Genomic DNA, 25,309 nt, shown 5'->3' on the forward strand with positions numbered 1-25,309 from the left:
CCTCAGGGCTTGATGATCGCGTCGAGATCCTTCATCTGGATCGGCCCTAAAAAGGCCTTGGCAACGCTGCCGTCCGGCGCAATCAAATAGGTGTTCGGCAAACCTTTGGGCGTGTCGAAATCCTTGGGCGGATCCATCACGTCGACTTGCGCGACCGGATAACTGAGCGGATGCGCCTTGAGGAACTTCCCGATATCGGCCTTTTCGCTGTCCTCGTAGGCGAGGCCGATCGCCGCGACCTTGTCCTTGTGCGCGTCGACGTAGGCGGAAATGTCCGGCAATTCCTTGATGCATGGCGAGCACCAGGTCGCCCAGAAATTGACGATGACCCATTTGCCGTTCTGCGCGGACAAATCGAAAGTCTTGCCGTCGAGCGTGGTCAACTTGAGCGCAGGTTTCGGTGCGGTCGCGGCGCAAGCGATGCCGGCCATCAGCAACGCGGCGCAGAAAAGAAAGCAGAAACGTTTCATGCAGGTCCTTCGGGATCGGGGTTCGCTATGCATTCGACCGCACGGCGGCGGGAAAAATTTCGTCGAGCGGCGTGTCCAGGGTCGCACGCAGCTCGTTCGCTGCTTCCCCGAGCTTGCCGGTGGCGAGCGCATCGAGTGCGAGATCGCCCGCAATCGGCAGCGGCTCATGCAGAGGGATGCGATAACCGCTCGCGGCATACAGGTCGTACAAGCTCATCGAAGCAAGATCGCGCGCGAGGATGAAATCGCCGCGTTCGCTGCGCTGGATCAGCCCGGCATGGACCAGGTCGCCGAGGTACTGTTGGGTCGACTTATCGCTGAGAAACGGCTCGCGCCGGCGCAACTCGTCCGCGCTCATGCCCGTGCCGGCGCGCTGCGCCGAGGCGAAATGCGCGAGCACACGCACGAGACCGCGAAACTCGTCACCCGCGGCGAGCTTGGGCGCGTTCGGGCGATAGTCGAATGCGGCCAGCGTCGAGGCGATCGATGCACCCACAAGCACGATGATCCAGGAAAGGTAGATCCAGACGATGAACATCGGCAGGATCGCGAGCGCACCATAAACCTGGTTGTAGCTCTTGCCGACGTAGCTCGTGAATCCGCGCTTGGCGAGTTCCGAAGCGATCGCCGCGATCAACGCGCCAAGCACGGCGTGGCGCACGCGTACGCGGCAATTCGGCACGAGCACATAGATCGCGGTCAACATGAACCACGAAATCAGGAACGGCAATATGCCGAGCAGGCGCGCCTTGATCTGGAACGACTCGCCGGCCTGCGCCAGCATCGGCAGCGCGAACACGTAAGACGAGATCGCGAGCGCGCCGACCATCAATATCGGCCCCGCGGTCAGCACGGCCCAGTACATCAGCAGGCGCGACGTCAGCGGTCGCCCGGTCGGCACGCGCCAGATGCGGTTGAACGCGTCCTCAATGCTCATCATCAACGAGATCACGCTGAACAGCAGAACGAGGATGCCGATCGCGGTCGCCTTGCCCGCATTCGCGGTGAACTCGGTGAAATAGGCGTGAATCGTGTCACCGGCCGACGGCACGAAATTGTCGAACATGTACTGCGTGATCTTGTCCTGCCACTCGGCGAACGCGGGAAACGCGCTGAGGATTCCGAGCACAGCCGTGATCAGCGGCACCAGCGCGAACAGCGTCGTATACGCGAGCGCGCCGGCGGCCTGCGGGCAGCGGTCGTCGAGGAAGCGCCGCAGCATGAAGCGCGCGAACGCGAGCGGTCGATTGCGATCGAAGTTCATCGGCGGTATCCGGGGTCGTGCCAAGGGTATTTTGCCGTCATTGCACGGCGGACGCGAACGACAAGCTTATACTTCGGCGGACTGTTTCCGCCCACCGCGTTCCGCGCATGCCCGATATCCTGATCGTCTACTACAGTCGCACCGGCAACGTCGCGCAGCTAGCGCGCCTGGTCGCACGCGGCGTCGAGGAAGTGCCTGGCATGCGCGCACGCCTGCGCAGCGTGCCGCCAGTGGCACCCGTCACGGAAATCGCAGCAGCGCCGGTGCCCGATGAAGGCGCGCCGTACGCAACCCCAGCCGATCTGCGCGAATGCGCAGGCATCATCCTCGGCAGCCCGACGCGCTTCGGCAACATGGCCGCGCCGCTCAAGCACTTTCTCGATTCGACCGGCGCGGAATGGGCCTCCGGTGCTCTCGTCGGCAAACCGGCCGCCGCATTCACCTCGACCGGAACGACGCATGGCGGCCAGGAAGCAACCTTGCTCGCGATGCTGCTGCCTCTATTGCATCACGGCACGCTCATCGTCGGCCTGCCGTTCACCGAAGCCGCACTCAATGCGACGCGCGCCGGCGGCACGCCGTATGGCGCCAGCCACGTCGCCGGAACCAGCGGTGATCGCGCCATAGGCGAGGAGGCGAAAATTCTCGCGCGCGCGCTCGGTCGTCGCGTCGCGACGATCGCGGCGAAGCTCATCGCATGAACTCTGCGCTGCGCACCGCCGTCGCTGCATTGATCGCGCTGCTGGCGCTGCAGGCGTTCTGGCATGCATGGCTGGCCCCGCCGAAACCGGGTCTGCTCGTGCCGACTCTCGTACTCGCCATGGCGCCGCTGCTGCTCAGCTTGTGGCTAGCGGCCAAGTCGCTGCGCCGTGGCGTGCTGATCGGCGGCATGACCTGTCTGTTCTATTTCTCGCACGGCGTCGCCGAGCTATGGAGCGGCGCTTCACCGCGCTGGCCGGCGCTCGCGGAAACCGCCCTCGCCCTGCTCGTCGTGTTGACGCTGGGCTGGGAGGTGCGCATGAACAAGCGCGCCAAGTAGATTATCGCCATGTCGTTCGTCCAAGCCGCTCCGTTGCTCGGCAATCAATATCGCGACGACGCCTTGCTGCGTTCGTATCTGCGCCGCGCACTGGATGCACGGATGCTCGCAGCGATCGAGCCCGACCTCGACGCGCTCGGCCAATTCGCCGCCGACGCCTGGCTCGCGGCGCGCACGCACGTCGACGAGGAACCGGAGCTTACCCACTGGGACGCCTGGGGCGAACGCGTCGATCGTCTCGAACTCACGCGCGCATGGCAGGCCGCGGCGCCGCTCGCTGCGCGTCACGGGCTCGTTGCCGCCGGCCACGAAACGATGCACGGTGCGGCGGCACGCGTGCATCAATTTGCACTTGTATACTTATACCATTGCGCGAGCGAATTCCACTCCTGCCCGCTGGCGATGAGCGACGGCGCGGTGACGGCGATCAAGGCCTCAGGCAACACCGAGCTGGCCGCACATGCGCTGCCGCACCTGCTGAGCCGCGATCCGGCGCAGCACTGGATCAGCGGCCAGTGGATGACCGAGAACGCGGGCGGGTCCGATGTCTCGAACAGCGAAACCGCGGCGCGCTTCGTCGACGGCGAGTGGCGGCTGTACGGACGCAAATGGTTCACCTCGGCGATCAACGCGCAGATGGCGCTCGCGCTCGCGCGGCCCGAGGGCGCAGCAGCCGGCGCCGACGGCTTCGCGCTGTTCTACCTCGAGCCGCGCGATGCGCAGGGACGCTGGCAGAACATCACGCTCGACCGGCTCAAAGACAAGCTCGGCACGCGCGAGCTGCCGACCGCGGAAATCCATCTCGACGGCGCACCCGCACGACTCGTCGCCGGCACGGACCACGGCGTGCGCGCAATCGCACCGATGCTCAACGTCACGCGCACTTGGAACGCGATCTGCGCCGTAGCGACGATGCGCCGCGCACTCGCTCTTGCCGAGGATTATGCGCAGCGCCGCCGCGCGTTCGGGGGGCCGCTCGCCGAGCAACCGCTGCATCGTGCCACGCTGACGAATCTGCGTGCGCGGTTTGAAGCCGCATTCCACTTGAGTTTCCACGTAGCCGAATTGCTCGGCGTCGTGCAAATGGCAGAAGCGAGCGAGGCGCAACGCAATCGCCTGCGCCTGCTCACGCCGCTCGCAAAACTGTGGACCGGCAAGCTCGCCGTGGCGATCGCCTCCGAATGCTGCGAATGCTTCGGCGGCGCCGGTTATCTCGAAGACACCGGCATGCCGCAGCTGCTGCGCGATGCGCAGGTGTTCCCGATCTGGGAGGGCACGACCAACGTGCTCGCGCTCGATTTCCTGCGCGCGCTGCGCGGCGCCGGCGGCACACAGACGTTGCTCGATGCGCAAGCCGAATGGCACGCGCAGATCGAATCCGCAGAACTCGCGACATGCATGCAGGCAGCCGTCGCGCTGGCGCACAACGCTGCGACGCGACTGCAATCGCTCGCGAAAGACCGCGACGCGCTCGAAGCGCAGGCGCGCGATCTCGCCTTCGCCTTCGCCCAAAGCCTCGCGCTGAGCCTGCAGGCGCGCCATGCGGACTGGGCGCTACGCAACGAGAACGATGGCGCACGTGTCGCCGCGGCGCGGCGCTTCGCCTGCTTGTCGTCCATTTGAGTAGCACGATTACATTGTGCTCGCCGCGTCGAACAGCGCATCCTGCTTGCCCGCGTCGCAAACGGCGTAGGTGAAACCTTTCTGGATCGCGTAGGCGCCGACCTCGCCCTGACGATTCAGCGCGAGAAACCCGACCTGCAGATCCTTTGCTGCCTTCATGCGTTTGCGCACGATGCGGCGCACGGCTTCCTCGCAAGCCTGCTGCGGCGAGCGCCCCTGGCGCATCAGCTCGACGACGAGGAAGCTGCCCGCGGTGCGGATCACCTCCTCGCCGACTCCGGTCGAAGTGGCCCCGCCGACTTCGTTGTCGACATAGAGACCCGCGCCGATGATCGGACTGTCGCCGACCCGGCCGTGCAGTTTCCACGCCATGCCGCTGGTCGTGCAGGCGCCGGCGAGGCGGCCCTGCGCATCGACAGCGAGCAGGCCGAGCGTGTCGTGGTTGTGCGCGTCGCCGGGCTTGCCCTTGCCGTACGTCTCGTTCTCGCTGTTTGCCGAAGGCTTGTATTCGCTCTTCTTCAGCCATTCGCGCCAGGCCTGCTCGGAGTCGGGCGTGAGCAGGTCCTCTTTGGCGAAGCCCTGCTCGAGCGCGAACTGCAGCGCGCCGTCGCCGACGAGCAGCACGTGCGGTGTCTTCTCCATTACGCGCCGCGCGACCGAGATCGGATGCGCGATATGTTCGATCGCGGCGACTGCGCCGCAGTCGCCGTTGCCATCCATGATGCTCGCGTCGAGCGTGAGGCGGCCGTCGCGATCGGGATAACCGGCACGACCGACGCTGTGATTCTTCGGATCGGCCTCGGGCACGCGCGCGCCGGCCTCGACTGCGTCGAGCACAGTGCCTCCTTTGCCGATCACCTGCCAGGCGGCCTGGTTCGCGGCGACGCCGAAATCCCAGGTCGAGACGACGCGCGGACGCGCTCGCCCCGACAATTTCGCCGGCGCGGCACCAGCGGCGGACGACAGCGTACCCATCGCGGTTGCGGCGAGCGAGGCAGCGAGGAAACGGCGGCGATCGGCCATGAGAGGTTTCATCCAAATGGTGGCGGCGCGAGTTTAGCCGAAAGCGCCGGCGCGCCTGATAAACTTCCGCCACGTCTTCATCGCGGAAAGCGCCATGCTCCAGCACCTGACCATCGTCACCACCGGCGGCACGATCGACAAAGTATACTTTGACGATAAATCCACTTTTCAGATCGGCGCTCCGGCGATCGGCGACATCTTGAAGCAGCTCGGCGTGACCTTCGAATTCGACGTGATCGCGCTGCTGCGCAAGGATTCGCTGCACATCACCGACGAGGACCGCGACTTGGTCAAGCGTTCGATCGAGGCGCAGCCGCACCGGCATATTCTCGTCACCCACGGCACCGACACGATGATCGAAACCGCGCGCGTACTGCGCACCATCCCGGACAAGGTGATCGTGCTGACCGGCGCGCTCAATCCGGCGCGCTTCCAGGGCTCGGACGCTGTGTTCAATATCGGTTGTGCGGTCGGCGCGCTGCAGACCCTGCCCGATGGTGTCTACATCGCGATGAACGGGCGCATCTGGGATCCGCTGCGCGTGCGCAAGAATCGCGAGGCGAATCGCTTCGAGGCCGCCGGCCTGTAAGCGATTCGGCGGCGAACCTAGTCGCGATTTGCCGGCTTTTTTCGCGCCAAAAAAAATCCCCCAGCCAGCGATGACCGGGGGATGAAGTGCTTGGGTATATCGAAGATTAGTTATAGCTTCCCGTCAGCGAAACGCCCGAGTAGGTCGAATAGGCATTGAGCTTGACGTGGTAGACACCGCCGGCCGCCGGCGGGGTGAACGTGCAGGTCTCGCTGTTGCCCGTGACATAGGGACGGCAGTCGTAGCTCGACAGCGTCGGCACGGCGTTGAGCTTGACGTACAGGTCGGCATCACCGGTGCCGCCCGAGATCTTGATCGTCACCGAGGTCTTGCCCGAGGGTACGGTCAACGTGTAGTCCGCCGACAGCGTGCCGCTGGTCCCCGACAAGCCGGTGACCGGCACGCCGTTGGTCAGCGTATTGCCGCCGCCACCGCCACCCGCCGTGTAGCTGCCCACCAGGCTCACGCCCGTGTAGGCGGTATAGGCATTGAGCGAGACATAGTAAGTCACGCCCGCCGAGAGGCTGCTGCAGGTCTCGTTGTTGCCCGTGACGTACGGACGGCAGTCATAGCTCGACAGCGTCGGCGCAGCACCGGCCTTGACGTACAGATCGGCGTCGCCCGTTCCACCCGAGATCTTGATGCTGACGTTGGTCGCACCGGCGGGCACCGTGAAGGTGTACACCGAGGACATGCCCGAGGTTCCGGACAAACCGGTCACCGCAACGCCATTCGTCAGCGTGTTGCCGCCACCGCCCGACGAGGTCACCGTCACCGATTTCGTGGTCGAGTTCGTCGCCGTGGTGTTGACGCTGTCCGCCACCGTTTCCGTCACGTTGTAGGTACCGGCTGCCGCATACGTGTGGCTTGGGTTGGCTGCGGTGGACGTGCCACCGTCACCAAAGGTCCACGAGTGCGTACCGATCGTGCCGCCAGAGTCGGTCGAGGTGTCGGTGAAGCTCGCCACCAGACCGTTGGTGGTGAAGCTGAAGTTCGCCGTCGGCGTACCGCCGCCACCACCGCCGTGGGTCAGGATCGCATGCGAGATCGCGCAATTGGCCGTGTCGTTCGACCAGCTCGCCTGCTCGGCGAAGGTGCCGGTCGAGAAAGCGACGTTGGCCGCACCGCCGGCAGTACCCGGAGAGAGCCATGCGCACTCGTCGGAGTTTTCCTGGCCGTTGTAGCTGCCGCCCGTATGATTGGTCCAGCCGCCGGCCGGGAACATGTCGGACATCATTTCATGCCACTCATGGCCCAGCGTCATCGTGTAGCCGTCGAGCTTGCCGTTCGCGCTGCCGTTGACGAAGCCGACGCCGCAACTTGCGCCGACGTCCATGTTGTACGGCTGGTTGCTGAACGCGATGTCGCCGCCCGGAGCGGTGACGCCGTAGCCGTCGCCGGTGTAGTCGTGCCATGCGCAGTAGCCCTGGGTCGGACTCTGGTAATTGTCCGGATTCGTGCCGTGCGGCGAGAGGATGATGTAGTAGGTGTAGCGGTTCGAACCGGTCGCGGTATTGCCGAAATGCGCCGCGGCTTTGACCGCTTCCTGCGCGAGTTGCGTGCCGGTCGCCGAACTCGGCGAAGCCGCCGAATTGTCATACCACACGCCAGCAACGACGTTGGTCTGATACGGAACGAAGCTCGCGTTCGAGGGGCAGGTAGATGCGCCGTTGGCCACATTCGGACCATCACACCACTGCGTCAGATCAGCCTGCCAGGTTTCGTTGTTCGTGCCGAGGCCTTTGAACATCTGTTGCACGGCCGATGCCGCACCATACGAGTCACCAGTGAACGCAAGGTTGCCGTTCGCATCGGTGCTGGATGTGCCCCACTGCGTGCCGTAGAAAACGATATAGACCTTGACCTGGCCGCTGCCGACACCGACGCCACTGACGCCGCCACCGAACGTGAGCTGGCCTGCTGAAGCCGAAGGCTGGGTCGAAGCGAACGCCGCACCGTGGTGATAGAACTCCTGGTTCCATTTGTCCATTGCCGCCTTGGTTTCCAGGGTCGGCACGGCGCCATGGCGCCAAGGATGGTCGTAAGCGGGATGATGGGGATTCTCGGTCCAGTTGCGCAGGCCATTGCCGTTGCCGTTGCCATTGCCGGGATCGGCATGGGCAACGCTCAGGCCGCCGGCGATCAGCGCGGCGAGTGCGGCGGCGGTCAAACTGGTCTTGCGGTGCCACGATGCATGCATTGATTGGGTCACGCTTTGTCTCCAGATTCGATTAATGTCGAAAGCCGCCGAAAACGGCGGCGAAGCGGATACACGTATGACGCTAGCTTTGCTCTTGATGGCTCCCTGAATCCGCTCTGGCTCCTCCCTTTTCAGACACGCAGTCGCCCGCGCCGCCGGGATTACCCGATTGCGATAGGAACGAAATATCGTGCCTCATCATGATCCGCGCGCCTGCCCACATCCCCATGTTTTACGGCGGCGGATCATTGCGGAATTCGCGCCGGCTCCGAGAAGCGGAACGGGGCGCGGGCGGAAGAAGACTATCCATCGCGTTAAATATTCCTAAAACGGTCAGTCGACCTGCAATTCCCGGAATAATGTAATAACGCATTATTGTATTGGAAAGGGCGCGCCGCGGCTGGCCTTGCGCGAGCCAGATAGGGCTGGAAACGTTTCGATAAGCGAGTTTTGCCGCAGCGCAGCGATGCGACGACTTTGACGGCGATATTGCAGAAATTGCGCAGATTCGTGTCCGCCAATGCCGCTTATCGACCGATCACGCCCGCCGGTCGGGCCGCAAACGGTGCGCGAAACCGAGGAACGCCGGCCTTCGCCAGCGCAAGGCTTACATCATCCCAGTTTCGAGCTTGGCCACGTCGGACATCATCGCGTGGTTCCACGGCGGGTCGAACGTCAGCTCGACGTCCGCCTCAGCGATGGTCGGAATCGCCTCGATCTTGCTGCGCACGTCGTCGACGAGGATATCGCCCATACCGCAGCCGGGCGCAGTCAAGGTCATCTTCACCTCGACTTTACGCGCGCCGTCGTCGGTCTTGCCGATCGTGCATTCGTAGACCAGACCGAGGTCGACGATGTTGACCGGGATCTCGGGGTCGAAGCAGGTGCGCAACTGCTGCCAGACGAGCTTCTCGACCTCGTCCTCGCTGGCGTCGGCAGCGAGTTCGATCGGCGTCGGCGGCTCCTTGCCGATCGCGTCCGCGTCCTTGCCGTCGATGCGGAACAGGTTGCCGTCGACGAACACGGTGAAACTGCCGCCGAGCGCCTGGGTAATGTAACCGTTCTGCCCTGCCGGCAGGTTCACCGTCTCGCCCTGGGGCACCATGACGGCGTTGCAGTCGCGCTCGAAGACGATCGGTTCAGAGGTATTGCTGTAGCCGCCCATGAAATCGTTGCAGTCGGATTGAATCGGGATTATCGCAGGTTCGCTGCCTGCCAGGCCGATGTGTGTGCGCTTCGACCGAATGCAAGCCGCAGACCGCGCGCTACGAGCCCAACACTTGGCGCAGGAACGGGATCGTCACGCGTCGTTTTGCCGCCAGCGATTCGCGATCGAGTCGATCGAGCAGAGCGGTCAGGCTGCCGAGATCGCGCTGCGTGCGCGCGAACAGCCAGGCCAGTGCGGCGTCATCGAGTTCAATCCCGCGCGCCGCGGCGCGCTCGCGCAGCACTTCGCTGCGGGCGGCGTCATCGAGCGGCTTGAGCGGCGCCTGCGCGCACGCCGACAGGCGCGAAACCAGGTCAGGCAGGCCGATGCCGAGTTGCGCGGGCGCGCGCGAGGCGGCGAACAGGAAGGTGTGCGTTTCCGCCTTGCCGCGATTGTAGAGGTCGAACAACGCATGCTCGGCCTCACGCCTGCCCGTGATCGCGTCGAGGTCGTCGAGCGCGAGCAGGTCGCTGCCGCCGAGCGCGCGGATCGAATCCGGCGCGCCGCCGGACAGATTGCGCAGCGAGAGATATTGCGCGCGGCGGCCGGCCGCGGTCGCCGCGGCGCAGGCCGCAATCAGCAGGTGCGTCTTGCCGCTCGCCGCCGCGCCGCTGACGAAGACCCAGGGCGCCGCGGCATCGGTCGCGGCACGCTGCACGAGATCGAGGGTCGCGCCGTTGTCGCCGGCGAAAAAGGTGTCGAAACGTTGCTGCGCCGGCCAGCGCATGGCAAGCGGAAGCTGGTCGGGTTTCATGCTCGAGATGGCGGCACCGCGGAAGGCGACGCGGCCGTCGGCTTGGCTTCGACCCGCGTCGCCGCGGGCGGCAACGGAGCGTCGGCGCCGCCTTCAGCCATGGGCGCCGGGCCTTCGTGCGCGTACAGCAGGCTCGCGCGATAGCGCTCGTTCGCGTAGCGCAGCAACACCATGAGCACCGAGGCGACCGGCAGCGCGAGCAGCACGCCGAGGAAACCGAAAAGTTCGCCGCCCGCGAGCACGGCAAAGATCACCGCGACCGGATGCAGGCCGATCTTCTCGCCGACCAGGCGCGGCACGAGCACGTAGCCTTCGAGCAACTGGCCGATCACGAACACGGCGACGACGAGGGCGACATGGGTGACGTCGCCGTATTGCACGATCGCCGCGATCACGCCCAAGAGGATGCCCGTGATGCTGCCCAGGTACGGCACGAAGCTAATCAGGCCGGCGATCAGGCCGATCAGCGGACCCGTGCTGAGCCCGACGGCCCAGAGCCCGACCGCATAGATGATGCCGAGCGCGATCATCACCGAGAGCTGGCCGCGGACGAAGGCCGACAGCGTCTCGTCCGATTCGCGCGCCAGGCGCGAGACGGTCGGTTCGATCGAGCGCGGCAACAGGTCGTGGATCTTCGCGATCATCACGTCCCAGTCGCGCAGCAGGTAGAAGAACGCGACCGGGATGACGACCAGGCGCGTGACCCACGAGATCACCGCGAAGCCCGATTTGGAAATGCTGGCAACGATCGTCGTCGCGATGCCGCCGGCTTCCTTCCAGTGGTTCTGCAGCACGGTGACGACCTGCTGCAGGTCGGGCATCTCGAAGTCGAGTTCGAAGCGCTCGCGCAACCACGGCACGGCGACATTCTGCATCCACGCGAACCATTGCGGCAGGGCGGCGATGAATGCGGCGACCTGGCGCGACAGATACGGAATCAGCAACAGCAGGATCAGCGTGACGACGAGGCTCAAGGCGAGAAAAACGATGCCGACCGCCGCGCTACGCGACAGCTTCCAGCGCTCGAGCTGGTCGGCGAGCGGATCGAACAGGTAGGCGAACATCGCCGCGATCGCGAACGGCGTCAGCACCGGCGCGAGGAAGTACAACGCCGCGACGAGCAGCACGAACAGGGCCAGCATTTGCCAATGCAGGTTGTTGGTCGAATTCACGCATTCTCCCTGCGCCGGGTCTCAAGCGCCTTGTGTGACCAGACCGCAACGTAATGTACGCCGCTGGCGAGCGTGGCCAACGCGGTGAGCCAGATCAGCGTCGCGTCGATGGCGTCGGGCAGCGGAAGCAGGCCGCTCAGCTTCAGCAACAGTGCGAGCGCGCAGATGATCTGGGTGAATGTCGTGATCTTCGACAGCAGCGACGGCTGCGGCACGACGCGGCCGATCAGGAAGTGATATGCGGTCGCACCCGCGGCGATCACCAGGTCGCGGCCGACCACGAGCCACATCAGCCAGTCCGGGATGACGCCGGCCAGGTCGAGCGAGACGAAGCAGGCGACCAGCAACAGCTTGTCGGCGAGCGGATCGAGCACGCCACCGAGCCAGCTCTGCCAGCCGTAGCGTTTGGCGAGCAGGCCGTCGAGCGCGTCGCTCGCGCCGGCTACGGCCACAAGGACGAGCGCCGCTCCGAAGCGATGGTTGGCGATCAGCCAGACCAGCGGCGCGACCAGCGCGATGCGCGCCAACGTGATCGCGTTCGGCAGGTGGCGCCAGGGGGAGTCGCTGTTCGTCGTGGACGGCATGCGTGGCACTTCACTGCTCGAAGTCGAGCACCGCATCCACGCCTTCGACCGGTGGCTTGGTATTCGTCGGATGCGCAATCCGCGCGACATTGAGCGCTTCAGTGAGGTTCTGCAGCGAACCGCGCGCGTCGACGCGCGCCTGCAGGACGTTGCCATGCGCCTGCTCGATGCGCAATGCGCGCACCTCAGGGTTGGCGCCGAGTGCGCCGACCAGGCGTGCATAGTCTTCGGCCGAACGCAGGCCGCTGAACCAAAGGCGGTAGGCGCCGGCGGATGCGGGCGCGACGTCGGCCGGAGCCGCGGGGGCATCGGGGCTCGTTACCGGCGTCACATTCGACCCCACGGCTGGCGGCGGTGGCGTGGCAGTGGCAGTGGCCGCTGTCGGCGAGGGCGCGGCAGCCATAGGCTGATCGCGCACCAGCGCATCGATCTGCGCGGCATCGAACTCTGCGACGAGCAGGAACTTGGCCGGCGCCTTGGCCGGATCGGCGTTCGGCTTATAGCTGTAGCTGCGTGCGTAGCGTTCGGCGCGGGTCAGCGCGCGCGCGACCTCGGGGCGTTTGAGCACGTTCGCATCGCCTTTCGCCGCCTGGGTCACCGCCTGGCCGAGCGCGGTGCGCAGGGCCGCGGCGCGATCCTGGTCCGATTGCGAGGCGACCGCCACGGTGCCGGTGTAAATGCCCGCCGCAGCCGCAAAAATCGGCATGAGGCCGACGACCAGCAGTAGCAGCGATCTGAAAATTCGATGATTCCCTCGATTCACGAAATCCTTCCTGCCCGGCATGCCAGATGCGTTCCCGGCCATGCTGCAAGATAACAAATTTGGATCGCGGCCGTGAAATCGCGGTCTACGGTATCATGCGCGCCCATTCAGGCCGACTTTCCCCAACGCATGTCCGCAGAAAAAGAATCCCTGACCTACCGTGCCGCGGGCGTGGACATCGATGCCGGCGAGGAAGTCGTCGAACGCATCAAGCCGCTGGTCGCGCGCACGTTCCGCAAGGAAGTCATGGCCGGCCTCGGCGGCTTCGGCGCGCTGTTCGAGCTGGCCGGACGCTACAAGGATCCGGTTCTCGTCTCCGGCACCGACGGCGTCGGCACCAAGCTCAAGCTCGCCCAGCAGCTCGGCCGCCACGACACGATCGGCATCGACCTCGTCGGCATGTGCGTCAACGACGTGCTCGTGCAAGGCGCGGAGCCGCTGTTCTTCCTCGATTATTTCGCCACCGGCAAGCTGCATGTCGACACCACGGTCGCGGTCGTCGGCGGCATCGCCAAGGGCTGCGAACTCGCCGGCTGCGCGCTGATCGGCGGCGAAACGGCCGAAATGCCCGACATGTATCCGCCGGGCGAATACGATCTCGCCGGCTTCAACGTCGGCGCGGTCGAGAAGTCGGCCCTGATCGATGGCTCGAAGATCCAAAAAGGCGATGCAATCATCGGCATCGCCTCGTCCGGACCGCATTCGAACGGCTACTCGCTGATCCGCAAGATCGCCGCGCGCGCCGGCAATCCATTCGACCTCGACCTCGGCGGAGTCAGCCTCGCGGACGCGCTGATGGCGCCGACAACGATCTATGTGAAGCCCATTCTGGAGTTGTTGAAAGCACAACCCGTGCACGGCATGGCCCATATCACCGGCGGCGGCCTGACCGAAAACATCATCCGCGTCGTGCCCGACGGCCTTGGCCTCGCCCTCGACAGCTCGACCTGGAAGCTGCCCGCCGTCTTCGACTGGCTGCAGCGCGAAGGCAACGTGTCGCAAGCGGAAATGTGGCGCACGTTCAACTGCGGCATCGGCTACACGCTGATCGTTGCGGAGCGCGATGTCGCGACGACGCTGGATCGTCTGCGCCGACTTGACCTCGCCGCCCAGCGCATCGGCGAGATTATCGCGACGGATGCGACGGAACGCGTTCACATCCGTTGAAACCACTCAGTCGGACGCCGCACAGCTATTGACAATCCTTAACCCGGAAGCGCTTGTTTCGCCGTTCACGATCGGCGTAGGGTTGTTGCGCGGGTGCAGGAAGCTTCGCTGTCAGCGGATCATGCGGCGTGTTTCCCGATCCCGTCGCCGCGGGCTCGACGTGGAGGCATCATGAAACCGACAATGTTGTTTGGCTTGTTTCTCGGCGCTTGCGGCGTCGCTGGCGCGGCGACACCGCAGTTCGACGTGCCTGCAGAAGGAGCGCGCACTTTCTATGCTGTGCAATCGCTGCATAGCGGCGACGTATTGCAGATTCGCGCGCGCCATCTGCTCGGCGACGAAACTCTGGTGTTCGCCCGTTGCAGCGACGACGAGCTCTGCCGCAGCGCGCAGATCGTCGCGCTCTGGCAGCACGGTTTCCATGACGGCAGCGGCATCTCCAATACGGTGATCCGCAACAATATTGCAGTGCGCGCGGATGGCCGCTACTTCTTCTGGCTGGTGAAGAACAGCGACTGCTTCGTCGATCACTGGAGCTGCCGCAACGGCGCGTGGCCCGGCGTGTTGACCTTCGGCAAACCCGAGGCGCTGCCGATCGCGCAGGCCGCCCAGGATGGCGCGTTCTACAAGGTCAAATACGATTTCGGCAGTTTGATTTACGTGCGCAAGCTCGGAGCGGAAGCCGCGCACGGATAACTCAAGGCAGACGTCTTAAGTCGTACATGTCGCACGTGAGTTTTGCACCACGCTGAGGTAGGCTGCCGCACCTTTCAGTGGCGGGATTCGGCAGTGGCGCGTTTTTCCCTCGTCGTGCTGTGCTCGGGGCGTGGCTCCAATCTGCAGGCGTTGATCCACGCATTGGATTCGGGGACGCTGCCTGCCGGCATCGCTGCCGTCTGCTCCGACAAACCCGACTGCGCCGCGCTCGAGCGCGCGCGGAAGGCCGGCATTGCCACATGCGCACTTCGCCAGAGCGATTTTCCCGATCGTGCCGCATTCGATCGCGCGCTATTCGACGAAGTCGCACTGTTGCAGCCCGATCTGGTCCTGCTTGCCGGCTACATGCGCATCATCGATCCCGCGGTCGTCGAGCAGTGGATCGGACGCATGATCAACATCCATCCTTCCCTGCTGCCGAAATATCCCGGACTGCGCACGCATGCGCGCGCGATCGATGCGGGCGACGCCGAGCACGGCGCCAGCGTGCACTACGTCACCGCGGAACTGGACGGCGGCCCGGTGATCGCGCAAGCCGCGTTGCCGATTCTCGCCGACGATACGCCCGAATCGCTGGCTGGGCGCCTGCTGCCGTTCGAACACCGCCTGCTCGTCGCCACGGTGCGCTTGATCGCCACAGGCGAAATCGCGCTGGAAGGCAACCGCGTCGTGCGCAACGGTGTTGCGCTTCGCGCGCCGCTGCGCCTGAACGATGGCGGCGATCTCGGCTGACGTTTCCGCGCACCGAGGTGCGATATCGGTTTTGTTCAGTCGCCGCGCGGCAGACTGCTTGTGCGTTTCCCACGATATCGAACCTGTCATGCGCAAAATTGCTCTCGGATTTCTTCTCGTCCTCGCTGCCGGTGCCGCCCAGGCCACCGAGCTGAAGCAAGCCAATGCCGTCTATACCGTTACCCGCGATGGCTCGGCCATCGGCGATTCGAACTTCAGTCTGAAGCAGAACAGCGACGGCACCTGGACGCTGACCAGCGAAACCAAAGGCACCTCCGGCAAGGCGCGCCTGCTCGGCATCGACGTGCGCGAGGAGTCCGTGTTCCGCTGGAACGGCGGCAAGCCGCAGAGCGTGGTCTACGACTATCACCAGAATTCGATGATCAAGAGCCGCACGCGCCACATCGAGTTCGACGCGGCCGCGCAGCAGGCGCATTCGCAGGAGAACAAGGACCGTTTCACCTACGCGACGCCGCCCGGCACGACCGACCGCAGCACGCTGCAGCTTCTACTCGCTGCGGCCGTCGCCGAGGGCAAGAACGAGATCACGGCGCCGGTAGCGGTCCGCGATCGTGCCGAGGAGCAACGCTACACCGTCGCCAAGAACGAAACCGTCCAGGTTCCGGCCGGCAGCTTCAGCGCCACCCGCGTTGAACGCACCGACGGCAAGGCGATCAACTGGTATGCAGCCAATGTCGGTCTGCTGCCGGTGAAGGTGCAGCAGATTTCCGGCGACGGCTCGACGGTCGTTCTGGAACTGAAGCAGAAGTAATACTGCCGCGATCCGGCAAAGGCGAAACGCTGCGCCCCACTCACTTCGCGTCAATGTAGGCGCGCAAGCGCTCGACCTGATGCGACAGAACCGTGTCGACATCGCCGCGAACCGCGTCGAGACCGCCGCGCAGGTAGCCGTCAACGAGGTAGCTCATGTCGACTTCGCTGCCGCTGCCGTCACGCTTGATCGTCCATGTCATGATCGCGGTCACCGGCGCCGCCTGTAGCGGGCCCAGGCCACCGGACAGGCGCAGCATGCGCCCCGGCATCGCAGCGAGCACGGTCATGTGCTGCACGCTGCCGCCGTCGGCAAGTTGTTCGCACCAGCAGCCGCCCGCGCGCACATCGAGCGACAGGTTCGAGGCGTTGCCCGAATAGGTGTGATTCGAATCCCACCAGCGCGCGACGCCGGTAATGGCAGCGTAGGCGCGATCTGGCGCCGCACCGGTCTTGAAGCTGTAGCGGAATTCGACATGCCCGGCCGAAGGCGCATCCGCCTGGCTCGCGGGACTTGGCGGTGGTGACGGCATCGGCGCAACGGACTCGACTTTCGCCGCTGGCGCGGCCACGGGTTTCTCAGCCGCAGCCGGCGCGGCCGCGGGCGCTTCGTCCTTGTCGCCATGGCCGATCAACGGAACATGCGAGCACGCGGCGCAGATCAGCGCGAGCGCCAGGCACGCGACGGGTTTCGCTGTCGTCTTCATCTTCATTCTCTCGTTCCCCTGAATGTGTCAGTCACTGCCTATTCTTCGCCCATCGCGCGACGATGCCGTGCAATGCATCCAGGCCATCGAACAGCGCAGCGAGTCCGGGCTGCAGGATGATCGGCGATTTTACTTCGTGCAGCTCGCCGTCGCGCACGGCGGGAATCGCGGCCCAGCCGGCGCGCGCAGCCACCTTGTCGGCACGAAAGCGCTTGCCGCACCACGAGCCGATCACGATGTCGGGCGCGCGGCGGACGACTTCGTCGCCATCGGCAATGATGCGATCGCGCGCAAGCGAGGCCTGTGCGAGTTCGGGAAAAACATCGTCGCCGCCGGCAATGCGCACGAGCTCGGCGACCCAGCGGATGCCCGAGATCATCGGCTCGTCCCACTCCTCGAAATAGACGCGCGGACGCCGCGGCAGGCGCGATGCCGCATTCTGCACTTGCATGATCTTTTCTTCGGCCGCGTGTGCGAGCGCCGCGGCCTTGTCCGTCGCGCCGACCAGCGCGCCGAGCCGGCGGATGTAGTCGAGAATACCGGCCACCGCACGATGATTACTGATCCAGACCTCGACGCCGGCCTTGATCAGGTCGCGCGCGATATCGGCTTGGATGTCGGAGAAGCCGATGACGAGATCCGGTTCGAGCTTGAGGATCTCGCCTATCTTCGCGCTGGTGAATGCGGAAACTTTCGGTTTCTCGCGCCGTGCACGAGGCGGGCGTACGGTGAAGCCCGAGATGCCGACGATGCGATCCTGCTCGCCGATCGCGTAGAGGACTTCGGTCGGCTCCTCGGTCAGGCAGACGATGCGTTGCGGACCGTACATCTCGCGGCTACGGGTAGAGCATGCGCTTGCTCCAGCCGCCCGCGCCGCGCTCGTAGCGCACGCGATCGTGCAGGCGCGCACGCTGGCCGAACCAGAGTTCGATCATGTCGGGGACGAGGCGGTAGCCGCCCCAGAACGGCGGCCGCGGCACGTCGGCGCCGGGGTAGCGCTGTTCCGTTGCCGCGATGCGCGCGTCGAGTTCGGCGCGGTCGGGCAGCGTCTGCGACTGCTTCGATGCCCATGCGCCGATGCGGCTTTCACGCGGGCGCGAGGCGAAATAAGCATCGGCCTCCTCGTCACCCGCTTTTTCGACCACACCTTCGACGCGCACCTGGACGACATCACGCAGCGTTTTCCACAGGAAGCACAGCGCCGCCTGCGGATGCACGGCGAGCTGCTCGGCCTTCGCGCTCTCGTAGTTGGTGTAGAAGACGAAGCCGTGCTCGTCGACCGCCTTGAGCAGGACGATGCGCGCCGAGATGCGGCCTGCGGCGTCGGCCGTGGCCAGGGTCATCGCGGTTGGTTCGGGTTCGCCGGCGGCGCCGGCTTCGGCGAGCAGACCGCGGAACTGCGCGATTGCTTCGAGTTGGATCGGATCGGAATGATTCTGCGTCGTGTGCATCGCGAAATGCTAGCACGCCACGCAGGGGCACCTCGAAAAACCTATTGCGCTCGATAATTTGCGCGCTACGGTTTTTCGAAGCACCCTCAGGCGGCCCGTCGCGTCGCGCGGCGGGCCGTACCGAATGGCATATTCAGTCCAGCACGAAGTTGACGCGCATGTTGACGCGCCATTCGCTGACCTTGCCCGAGTCGTCGGTGATGACCTTGATGTCGTTGACCCAGGCGCCCTTGATGTTGTTGATCGTCTTCGCCGCGCGCTTCAAGCCGTCCTTCACCGCATCCTCGATGCCCTTGGACGAGGACGATGAGATTTCGATCACCTTCGCTACCGTCATGAGACCTGCCTCCGTCATGGATGCGCGCGGCGAGGCGCCGTGCGTCAGGCGAGTCTAGTGCCGGCGAAAAGGAAAGGCTTATGCGGTCGCAGCAAGCGGCGGCGAGGGTGGCGGAGCCTGCGGCGGCGGCGGATTGCGCGGCAACCAGCGCAGCCAGACCAGCCAGAACACGAGCGCATCGAGGATGATCAGCGCCTGCCACAGATATAGATGAAACCATTCAAACCAGACGTGATTCCACTCGTTCAGGTAGTACAGGCTGATCAGGCGCACCACGTTCAACGACTGGATCGCGAAGAAGCCGATGCCGATGCCCGCGAGCTTGTATTTCCACGGCGCCGGAAAGGCCAGCACTGCGGAAACCAGGATGATGACGGCCTCGACGCCACTGCACCCGGCGACAATCTCGATGCCGCCGCCGCTGAGCGTGTTGCGCATGATGTTGGCCTGCGCGGCGACGTGACTGTCCCACAGATGCATGATCGCGACGCAGACGTACGCGATCGCCGAGGTCAGCGGCAGGATCACGTGCTGCTGCACCGGCTGGTACAGATCGAGCGGGAACAACACCGCCAGGCAGCCGAGAAAGACGAGAATGAAGCGGGACATACGCGTCATTCTACGCGATTCGGTCCAGGCGAGCGCGAGGAATGGCCAGCTGGTTTGCTAAAATCCCGGTCATGAACCCCGCCCCCAGCCTCTTCCTGATCGGCCCGATGGGCGCCGGCAAGACCACGGTCGGGCGGCGCGTCGCCACACAGCTCGGCCTCGATTTCTTCGACCTCGACCACGAGATCGAGGAACGCAGCGGCGCGACGATCACGCTGATCTTCGAACTCGAAGGCGAGGCCGGCTTCCGCAAGCGCGAAATGGAACTGCTGACCGAATTCAGTGCCAAGCCCGGCATCGTGCTGTCGACCGGCGGCGGCGCGATCCTCGCCGCGGACAACCGCCGGCATCTGCGCGAACGCGGCTATGTCGTCTATCTCGAAACCACGATCGAACAACAAATGAAACGTCTCGCCCATGACCGCAAACGCCCCCTGCTCGCCGCGCCCGACCGGCGCGAGCGTCTGGCCAGGCTGGCCGCCGAGCGCGAATCGCTCTACCACGAGACCGCCGATCTCATCGTACCCACGGGATTCAACGGCAGCAGCAGCGCCACCGCGCGACGTCTGGTCGAGGAATTAAACGTACTGTGGCAGCGCGGTTCGGCGCAGGCCTCGCCGGGGCAGGCAGCATGACGACCGCACAGGCAGTGACCGAACTCACGGTCGAACTCGGCGCGCGCAGCTATCCAATCGCGATCGGTGCCGACCTGCTCGGCGATGCCACGCGGTTTGCCGCGGCGATCCGCGGTCGCCATGCGCTGATCGTCAGCAACGACGTCGTCGCTCCGCTCTACCTCGATCGCGTCGCGGCGACGATCCGCGCAGGCAACGAAAAAGTACAGATTTCCACTTTGTTGCTTCCCGACGGCGAGGCGCACAAGACGCTCGCCTCCGTCGCACAGGTATTCGATGCGCTCGCCGCGATGAAGGCGAATCGCGACGCGACCATCGTCGCGCTCGGCGGCGGCGTGATCGGCGACCTCGCCGGCTTCGCCGCCGCGTGCTGGATGCGCGGCATCGCCTTCGCCCAGGTGCCGACGACGTTGCTCGCGATGGTCGACTCCTCCGTCGGCGGCAAGACCGCCGTCGACCTGCCGCAGGGCAAGAATCTCGTCGGCGCATTCCACCAGCCGCGCGCGGTCATCGCCGACACTGCCGTGCTCGCCACGCTGCCCGCACGCGAGCTGCTTGCCGGCTTCGCCGAAGTGATCAAGTACGGCGCGCTCGGCGATGCGGATTTCTTCGCCTGGCTCGAGCGCCACACCGACGCGCTGCTCGCGCGCGAGCCTGAAGCTCTCGCCGCGACGATCGCACACTGTTGTCGGCAGAAGGCCGGCATCGTCGCGCGCGACGAAACCGAACAGGGCGAGCGCGCGCTGCTCAACCTCGGACACACTTTCGGTCACGCGATCGAGACGGCGATGGGTTACGGCGGCCTGCTCCACGGCGAGGCCGTTGCGGTAGGCATGGTGCTCGCAGCTACCTTGTCAGCGAACCTCCGCCGCGCGCCAACCGCGGACACGCAGCGCCTCGTCAGCCTGCTCGAGCGTTTCGGCCTGCCGACGACGACTCCTTCAGGCCTGGATCCGGATCAACTGATCGGCCTGATGCAGCTCGACAAGAAGAACCTCTCCGGCAATCTGCGCCTAATCCTCTGGCGCGGCATCGGCCGTGCCGAGATCGTGCCCGATGTCGATGTGGCGGCGATTCGCGCTGTGCTCGCGTAGCACGCTGTCCTTGCTCGTCATTCCAGCGCTAGCTGGAATCCAGTTCTGCATCGCCCTTGATTCGCTGGCTGGCGCGTCCCTTCGCTTTTCCGCTCGCATCCCGCGAGCGGGTGACTTTTCTTTGCTTGCCCAAAGAAAAGTCACCAAAAGAAATGCACCCCGGATGCCGCGCTCGCAGCTTCGCTGCGGGTTCGCGAGGTCAGGCCGGGGTTCGTTGGACGCACGTGCCTGATGCGTGCAACGAACTCGCGCGCATCGTGCGCGCGATCCTGCGGACATTTCCGTCCTGCCCTCGCCGCTGCAAACGGGGACCCGAAGATCACCAGCCGATCAAGAGCAACGGCGCGCAACACCTTTGCTTTTCCTAGCTTTGCTTCCGCGCGCAGGAGCGCGCTGCTTTGGCTTTTCTGGGTCCCCATTGCATTGCGGCGGCAGCGGACGATGAGGCCCGCAGGGTGAGCGCGATGGATCGCGCGCATTCCGCTATTGCACACGGACGTGCAACTAGCGGTACCCGGCCGCTGACGCGAACCCGGCGCGCAGGATGCGCGTCGGGCGCAATGCTCTGGGGCGTGTCTCTTTGCCTACTTTCTCTGCACGAGCAGAGAAAGTAGGACGCTCGTCCGCAGGACAAGCGGAAGCCCTAGCTCCAAAAGCCGAATAAAACGGCGAGCAAAAGAAAATCAGGCGCGCGAAGCCGCGCCTACATCTCGCGCAGACATTCACCGAGAATGCGCATCGCCGCCTGCAAGTCGGCGGCAGGCAAGTCGGCATAGCCGAGCAGCAGGCCCGGTCGCGATGGAGACTTCAGAAAGTACGGCGCGATCAGGTACAGCCCGAGCCCACGCTCCTTAGCGCGCGCGACGAGCTGGCGCGACTGTGCCGGCTTCAGGCGCGTGAGCCAGGCGAGCACATGCATGCCGGCGCTCGAATCGGCGACCTCGACTTCATCACCCGCATGCTTACGCAGCGCGGCGAGCAGGGTTGCGCGGCGCGCCTTGAGCGACTTCGCCGCCGCGCGCAGATGGCGCTCGAACGCGCCATCGGCCATCAGACGCGCGAGCGCGGCCTGCTCGATCGCGGGGCAGCCGCGATCGGTCAACCACTTCGCGCCAATGAAGGCGTCGCGCAGCCCAGGCGGCAGCACGATGTAGCCGAGGCGCAGCGACGGGAACAGCACTTTTGAAAAAGTACCGAAGTATAAAACGCGGCCATCGCGGTCGAGCGACTTCAGCGCGGCAAGCGGGCGGGCGTCATAACGGAATTCGCCATCGTAGTCGTCCTCGACGATCCAGCAACCGCTGGCCGCCGCCCAGGCGAGCAGTTCCATGCGCCGCGCCAGGCTCATGACCGCGCCACTCGGAAACTGGTGCGAAGGGGTAACAAGGACGAGCTTGGGGTGGCCCTGCGTCGGCAGTTCGGCGCTGACGATGCCATTCTCGTCGACGCGGCAGCCGACGATCTCGGCTCCGCTGGCCTGCATGATCTGGCGCTCGCCCTGATAGTGCGGGTCCTCGAGCACGACGCTGTCGCCCTCGTCGAGCAGCAGTTCGGCGGCGAGCGTGAACGCCTGCTGCGCTCCGCTGACGATCAGCACGTCTTCCGGCGCGGCGAGGATGCCGCGCCGGCGCGCGAGGTAGTCGCAGATCTGTTCGCGCAGCGCGAACAGGCCCTGCGGATCGGGATAGTCGGCCTGCGCATGCGCGGCTGCGTGCGCGAGTTCGCGCCGCCACGCGCTGGCGAGCTGCGGATTGGTCATCGGCATGCCGTACTGCAGGTTGTAGCGCAAGCCGATGTGCTCGCGGCCCGGAATGCGCTGGTCCCACAGTTCGCGGATGCGCTCGCCGCGCCGCGACAACGGCGCACGCGCGGCGCCGCTGCGTGCCGCGGTTTTGGCCGGCGCCGCCGTTTGCATCGCCTCGATCGCGGCGACATAGCAACCCGAGCCGACGCGGCCCTCGATGAAGCCTTCCGCGGCGAGCTGCTCGTAGGCGGCGAGCACGGTATTGCGCGACAGGTCGAGATCGCGCGCGAGCACGCGCGTTGCGGGCAGGCGCGAGTGCGCCGCGACGCGGCCACCGAGAATGGCCTGCTTCAATCCGCGCGTGAGTTGGGCGTAGCGCGGGCCTTGTCCGTCGAGTTCGAGATACATGATTGGCTCTATTATCCACGGAAATTGCGGTTCTGGATAGGGCCATTCACCGATCCCACACTCGCGGCAACAAGCTCGCCAGCGCAACCGAGGAGATGTCATGCAAGCACGACTCAATCACCGTCAGGCCTCACCCGGGGCGATGAAGACCTTGGTCGACATGCGCGAGTATCTTGCCGGCTGCGGCCTGGAACCCCGTCTGCGCCTGCTGATCGAGATTCGTATTTCGCAGATCAACGGCTGTGCATACTGCGTCGACGCGCACATCCGCGAGGCGCGCACCGCCGGTGAGTCGCAGCAACGCCTGGACTGCCTGTGCGTGTGGCGCGAAGTGAGCTTCTTCGACGCACGCGAACGCGCCGCGCTCGCCTGGGCCGAGTCGCTCACCCTGTTGCCGCAATCGCAGGCACCCGACGACGTGTACGCGCAAGTGCGCGAGCAGTTCGACGACAAGACCCTCGTCGACCTGACCCTGGCGATCGCCGGCATGAATGCCTGGAATCGCTTCGGTGTCGGCTTCCGCCTGCAACCGCCGTCGCGCGCCTGATCGAAGCGGACCTTCCTCGAATGTACAGCGCAGCCTTCCTCTTCGAACCCGGCGAATACGACGCGCGTTTTCACGAACTCAATGCGCGCATCGATGCCGCAGCAAAAGCGACGCCGGGCTATCTCGGCCGTGAATCCTGGCGCTCGCCCGACGGCAGGACGGCGAACGCGACCTACTACTGGGAGTCGCTGGAGGCCTTGAAGAAATTTTCCACACATCCGGACCACCTCGCCGCCAAGCGCGAATACGCGAAGTGGTATCGCGGCTATCACATCGTCATCGCGCAGGTGCTGCGCTCGTACGGCGACGGCAGGCTCGAACACATCACCCCGAACGAACGCAGCGAACGGAGCAGTTGAAATGGACAGCGCAACCTTGCACGCACTGAGTGCGTTCCCCGAGCGACTCGAGGAGTTCTACGCCGCCGTGCCCGCGAACCGCGCCGGCTGGACGCCGGAATCCTGGACCGGCATACCGAGCGAATCGTTCAGCGCGATCGGACAGATCTGCCACGTGCGCGACATCGAGATTGACGGATACCATTATCGCCTGCAGCGCGCGCTGGACGAGCACGAACCCTTTCTCGCCAATATCGACGGCTATCGCCTCGAACGCGAGCGCGACTACGCGCATGCGAACGCGGCCGATGTCCTCGCCAAATTCCGTGCCGCGCGCACGCAAACCGTGGAGCTGATCCGTGGGCTCGACGCGGCCGCGCTCGAGCGCCGCGCGGTATTCGAGGACTACGGCGCGATCAGCGTGCGCGGCCTCGTCCATCTGCTCTGCAGCCACGACCAGCAGCACCTCGCCGGCTTGCAATGGCTGCTCGGCATGATCGAAGTCGGACGCGGCAAAGGAGAAACGTCATGAACTGCCAGTTTCGCCAGGCCACGATCCACGATCTCGACGCGGTCACGCCATTGTTCGACGCCTACCGCCGGTTCTATTCGCAGCCAGGCGATCTCGACCGCGCTCGCGGATTCCTGCGCGAGCGATTCGCCCATCATGAGTCGGTGATCCTGCTCGCATTCGATGCCGACGGTACGGCACTCGGCTTCACCCAGCTCTATCCGTTGTTCAGTTCGGTGCGCTGCGTGCGTGCCTATCTGCTCAATGACCTGTTCGTCGCGCCGGCGGCGCGCAAGCACGGCGTCGGCGCGCGACTGCTGACTGCGGCGGCCGAGTTCGCGCGCGCGAACGGCGCCGCATCGATGTCGCTGAGCACCGCGACTGACAACGCGGCCGCGCAGCATCTCTACGAAGCGCTCGGCTGGAAGCGCGAAACCGGTTTCCTCGAATATCATCTGCCGCTGTGACAAACCCCCGCATGCCACACCCGAACGAAAAGCGCCTGATCGAAGTGCGCGCGTACAAGCTCAAGCCCGGCGCCGACACCGAATTCGACCGACTCATCTCCACCGTCGCGCTGCCGATGCTGCACGCCGTGAACATGGACGTCGTCGCCAGCGGGCCGTCGGCGCACGAGGCCGACACCTACTTCCTCATCCGCGCCTACGCCGACCTCGCCGATCTCAACGCACAGCAGGACGCGTTCTACGGCTCGGACGCGTGGCGTCAGGGGCCGCGCGAAGCCGTGCTCGCATGCATCGACCATTTCCTCAACACGGTGCTGTGGCTGTCGCCCGAGGGCGTCGAAGACCTGCGCCGCTCGAATCCCCTAACCATTTGAAGCAGGACGAAA

Annotated in this window: 30 protein-coding genes; 15 read left to right on the top strand and 15 right to left on the bottom strand. The window is 65.2% G+C overall.

Translation table 11 applies throughout. From position 1 onward, the window contains the following. Window positions 1-2: 2 nt before the first annotated feature. A complete protein-coding gene (locus F455_RS19145; protein ID WP_018971221.1) occupies window positions 3-470 on the bottom strand; it encodes a TlpA family protein disulfide reductase in 468 nt (155 codons plus the stop codon). 25 nt (window positions 471-495) lie between these two features. Further along, window positions 496-1,734, bottom strand: coding sequence for a YihY family inner membrane protein (locus tag F455_RS0100145; RefSeq protein WP_018971222.1), 1,239 nt, complete (start codon window positions 1,732-1,734; stop codon window positions 496-498). Window positions 1,735-1,841: 107 nt separating this feature from the next. Between F455_RS0100145 and wrbA the strand changes: the two genes are divergently transcribed. Genes wrbA through F455_RS0100160 form a run of 3 tightly spaced genes read left to right on the top strand, consistent with a single transcriptional unit; the run spans window position 1,842 to window position 4,396 of the window. Continuing rightward, entirely contained in the window at window positions 1,842-2,435 is a 594-nt protein-coding gene (wrbA, locus tag F455_RS0100150; protein ID WP_018971223.1) for an NAD(P)H:quinone oxidoreductase, read from the top strand. Further along, complete coding sequence (locus tag F455_RS0100155; protein ID WP_018971224.1) at window positions 2,432-2,773, top strand: DUF2069 domain-containing protein; 342 nt, start codon at window positions 2,432-2,434, stop codon at window positions 2,771-2,773. The genes wrbA and F455_RS0100155 overlap by 4 nt, the downstream gene beginning before the upstream one ends. Before the next feature lie 9 nt (window positions 2,774-2,782). Beyond that, the gene (locus F455_RS0100160) at window positions 2,783-4,396 is read left to right on the top strand and encodes an acyl-CoA dehydrogenase family protein (RefSeq protein WP_018971225.1); all 1,614 of its coding nucleotides are present in this window, start codon (window positions 2,783-2,785) and stop codon (window positions 4,394-4,396) included. Window positions 4,397-4,405: 9 nt separating this feature from the next. On the opposite strand, the gene F455_RS0100165 is transcribed toward F455_RS0100160, so the two are convergent. Continuing rightward, window positions 4,406-5,419 (bottom strand): glycosylasparaginase, encoded by a 1,014-nt coding sequence (locus F455_RS0100165; RefSeq protein ID WP_018971226.1) that lies wholly within the window; start codon window positions 5,417-5,419, stop codon window positions 4,406-4,408. A gap of 94 nt (window positions 5,420-5,513) precedes the next feature. Here F455_RS0100165 and F455_RS0100170 point away from each other — a divergent pair, with 94 nt between their 5' ends. Further along, window positions 5,514-6,008, top strand: a complete 495-nt coding sequence (locus tag F455_RS0100170; protein ID WP_018971227.1) for an asparaginase domain-containing protein — start codon at window positions 5,514-5,516, stop codon at window positions 6,006-6,008. Between the two features lie 106 nt (window positions 6,009-6,114). Here F455_RS0100170 and F455_RS0100175 read toward each other — a convergent pair whose 3' ends face one another. From F455_RS0100175 to F455_RS0100200, 6 genes are all read right to left on the bottom strand, one after another. Further along, window positions 6,115-8,208: a pre-peptidase C-terminal domain-containing protein gene (locus F455_RS0100175; protein ID WP_018971228.1), complete on the bottom strand. Its 2,094-nt coding sequence runs from the start codon at window positions 8,206-8,208 to the stop codon at window positions 6,115-6,117. A 607-nt stretch (window positions 8,209-8,815) separates the two neighbouring features. Beyond that, a complete protein-coding gene (sufT, locus tag F455_RS0100180) occupies window positions 8,816-9,373 on the bottom strand; it encodes a putative Fe-S cluster assembly protein SufT (RefSeq protein ID WP_018971229.1) in 558 nt (185 codons plus the stop codon). Window positions 9,374-9,473: 100 nt separating this feature from the next. Next, window positions 9,474-10,169, bottom strand: a complete 696-nt coding sequence (gene hda / locus F455_RS0100185; RefSeq protein WP_018971230.1) for a DnaA regulatory inactivator Hda — start codon at window positions 10,167-10,169, stop codon at window positions 9,474-9,476. Further along, on the bottom strand, window positions 10,166-11,341 hold the full coding sequence (locus F455_RS0100190; protein WP_018971231.1) for an AI-2E family transporter: 1,176 nt from the start codon (window positions 11,339-11,341) through the stop codon (window positions 10,166-10,168). The genes hda and F455_RS0100190 overlap by 4 nt, the downstream gene beginning before the upstream one ends. Beyond that, window positions 11,338-11,925, bottom strand: a complete 588-nt coding sequence (locus tag F455_RS0100195; protein WP_018971232.1) for a CDP-alcohol phosphatidyltransferase family protein — start codon at window positions 11,923-11,925, stop codon at window positions 11,338-11,340. Before F455_RS0100195 ends, F455_RS0100190 begins: the two co-directional genes overlap by 4 nt. Window positions 11,926-11,935: 10 nt before the next feature. After that, window positions 11,936-12,631 (bottom strand): DUF2066 domain-containing protein, encoded by a 696-nt coding sequence (locus F455_RS0100200; RefSeq protein ID WP_169337265.1) that lies wholly within the window; start codon window positions 12,629-12,631, stop codon window positions 11,936-11,938. Between the two features lie 186 nt (window positions 12,632-12,817). Between F455_RS0100200 and purM the strand changes: the two genes are divergently transcribed. From purM to F455_RS0100220, 4 genes are all read left to right on the top strand, one after another. Further along, complete coding sequence (gene purM, locus F455_RS0100205; RefSeq protein WP_018971234.1) at window positions 12,818-13,855, top strand: phosphoribosylformylglycinamidine cyclo-ligase; 1,038 nt, start codon at window positions 12,818-12,820, stop codon at window positions 13,853-13,855. Window positions 13,856-14,026: 171 nt separating this feature from the next. Beyond that, on the top strand, window positions 14,027-14,551 hold the full coding sequence (locus F455_RS0100210; protein WP_157578347.1) for a hypothetical protein: 525 nt from the start codon (window positions 14,027-14,029) through the stop codon (window positions 14,549-14,551). Between the two features lie 93 nt (window positions 14,552-14,644). After that, a complete protein-coding gene (gene purN, locus F455_RS0100215) occupies window positions 14,645-15,304 on the top strand; it encodes a phosphoribosylglycinamide formyltransferase (protein WP_018971236.1) in 660 nt (219 codons plus the stop codon). 88 nt (window positions 15,305-15,392) lie between these two features. Continuing rightward, on the top strand, window positions 15,393-16,076 hold the full coding sequence (locus tag F455_RS0100220) for a DUF6134 family protein (RefSeq protein WP_018971237.1): 684 nt from the start codon (window positions 15,393-15,395) through the stop codon (window positions 16,074-16,076). 40 nt (window positions 16,077-16,116) lie between these two features. Here F455_RS0100220 and F455_RS23300 read toward each other — a convergent pair whose 3' ends face one another. The 5 genes from F455_RS23300 to xrtH all read right to left on the bottom strand — a co-directional run bounded on the left by F455_RS23300 (window position 16,117) and on the right by xrtH (window position 19,179). Then, window positions 16,117-16,782 (bottom strand): SRPBCC family protein, encoded by a 666-nt coding sequence (locus tag F455_RS23300; RefSeq protein WP_211212269.1) that lies wholly within the window; start codon window positions 16,780-16,782, stop codon window positions 16,117-16,119. A 31-nt stretch (window positions 16,783-16,813) separates the two neighbouring features. Then, window positions 16,814-17,611, bottom strand: coding sequence for an ABC transporter substrate-binding protein (locus F455_RS0100230; RefSeq protein WP_018971239.1), 798 nt, complete (start codon window positions 17,609-17,611; stop codon window positions 16,814-16,816). A 7-nt stretch (window positions 17,612-17,618) separates the two neighbouring features. Next, the gene (gene pdxH / locus F455_RS0100235; protein WP_018971240.1) at window positions 17,619-18,233 is read right to left on the bottom strand and encodes a pyridoxamine 5'-phosphate oxidase; all 615 of its coding nucleotides are present in this window, start codon (window positions 18,231-18,233) and stop codon (window positions 17,619-17,621) included. A 133-nt stretch (window positions 18,234-18,366) separates the two neighbouring features. After that, window positions 18,367-18,570, bottom strand: a complete 204-nt coding sequence (locus F455_RS0100240; RefSeq protein WP_018971241.1) for a dodecin family protein — start codon at window positions 18,568-18,570, stop codon at window positions 18,367-18,369. Window positions 18,571-18,648: 78 nt separating this feature from the next. Continuing rightward, entirely contained in the window at window positions 18,649-19,179 is a 531-nt protein-coding gene (gene xrtH, locus F455_RS0100245; RefSeq protein ID WP_018971242.1) for an exosortase H, read from the bottom strand. Window positions 19,180-19,250: 71 nt separating this feature from the next. On the opposite strand from xrtH, the gene F455_RS0100250 reads away from it, so the two are divergent. Further along, a complete protein-coding gene (locus F455_RS0100250) occupies window positions 19,251-19,814 on the top strand; it encodes a shikimate kinase (RefSeq protein ID WP_018971243.1) in 564 nt (187 codons plus the stop codon). Next, complete coding sequence (gene aroB, locus F455_RS0100255; RefSeq protein ID WP_026292918.1) at window positions 19,811-20,908, top strand: 3-dehydroquinate synthase; 1,098 nt, start codon at window positions 19,811-19,813, stop codon at window positions 20,906-20,908. Before F455_RS0100250 ends, aroB begins: the two co-directional genes overlap by 4 nt. A 703-nt stretch (window positions 20,909-21,611) precedes the next feature. On the opposite strand, the gene pdxR is transcribed toward aroB, so the two are convergent. After that, window positions 21,612-23,060, bottom strand: a complete 1,449-nt coding sequence (pdxR, locus tag F455_RS0100260; RefSeq protein ID WP_018971245.1) for a MocR-like pyridoxine biosynthesis transcription factor PdxR — start codon at window positions 23,058-23,060, stop codon at window positions 21,612-21,614. A 100-nt stretch (window positions 23,061-23,160) separates the two neighbouring features. On the opposite strand from pdxR, the gene F455_RS0100265 reads away from it, so the two are divergent. The 5 genes from F455_RS0100265 to F455_RS0100285 are packed head-to-tail and all read left to right on the top strand — an operon-like array spanning window position 23,161 to window position 25,297. Next, on the top strand, window positions 23,161-23,607 hold the full coding sequence (locus F455_RS0100265) for a carboxymuconolactone decarboxylase family protein (protein WP_026292919.1): 447 nt from the start codon (window positions 23,161-23,163) through the stop codon (window positions 23,605-23,607). A 20-nt stretch (window positions 23,608-23,627) separates the two neighbouring features. Then, entirely contained in the window at window positions 23,628-23,966 is a 339-nt protein-coding gene (locus F455_RS0100270; protein WP_018971247.1) for an antibiotic biosynthesis monooxygenase family protein, read from the top strand. Between the two features lies 1 nt (window position 23,967). After that, window positions 23,968-24,477, top strand: a complete 510-nt coding sequence (locus tag F455_RS0100275) for a DinB family protein (RefSeq protein WP_018971248.1) — start codon at window positions 23,968-23,970, stop codon at window positions 24,475-24,477. After that, window positions 24,474-24,923 carry a GNAT family N-acetyltransferase gene (locus F455_RS0100280; protein ID WP_018971249.1) on the top strand — a complete coding sequence of 150 codons (450 nt, stop codon included), beginning with the start codon at window positions 24,474-24,476 and terminating at the stop codon, window positions 24,921-24,923. The genes F455_RS0100275 and F455_RS0100280 overlap by 4 nt, the downstream gene beginning before the upstream one ends. An 11-nt stretch (window positions 24,924-24,934) precedes the next feature. Further along, window positions 24,935-25,297, top strand: a complete 363-nt coding sequence (locus tag F455_RS0100285) for an NIPSNAP family protein (protein WP_018971250.1) — start codon at window positions 24,935-24,937, stop codon at window positions 25,295-25,297. Window positions 25,298-25,309: the final 12 nt, after the last annotated feature.

Source organism: Rudaea cellulosilytica DSM 22992, assembly GCF_000378125.1.
Classification (GTDB): domain Bacteria; phylum Pseudomonadota; class Gammaproteobacteria; order Xanthomonadales; family Rhodanobacteraceae; genus Rudaea; species Rudaea cellulosilytica.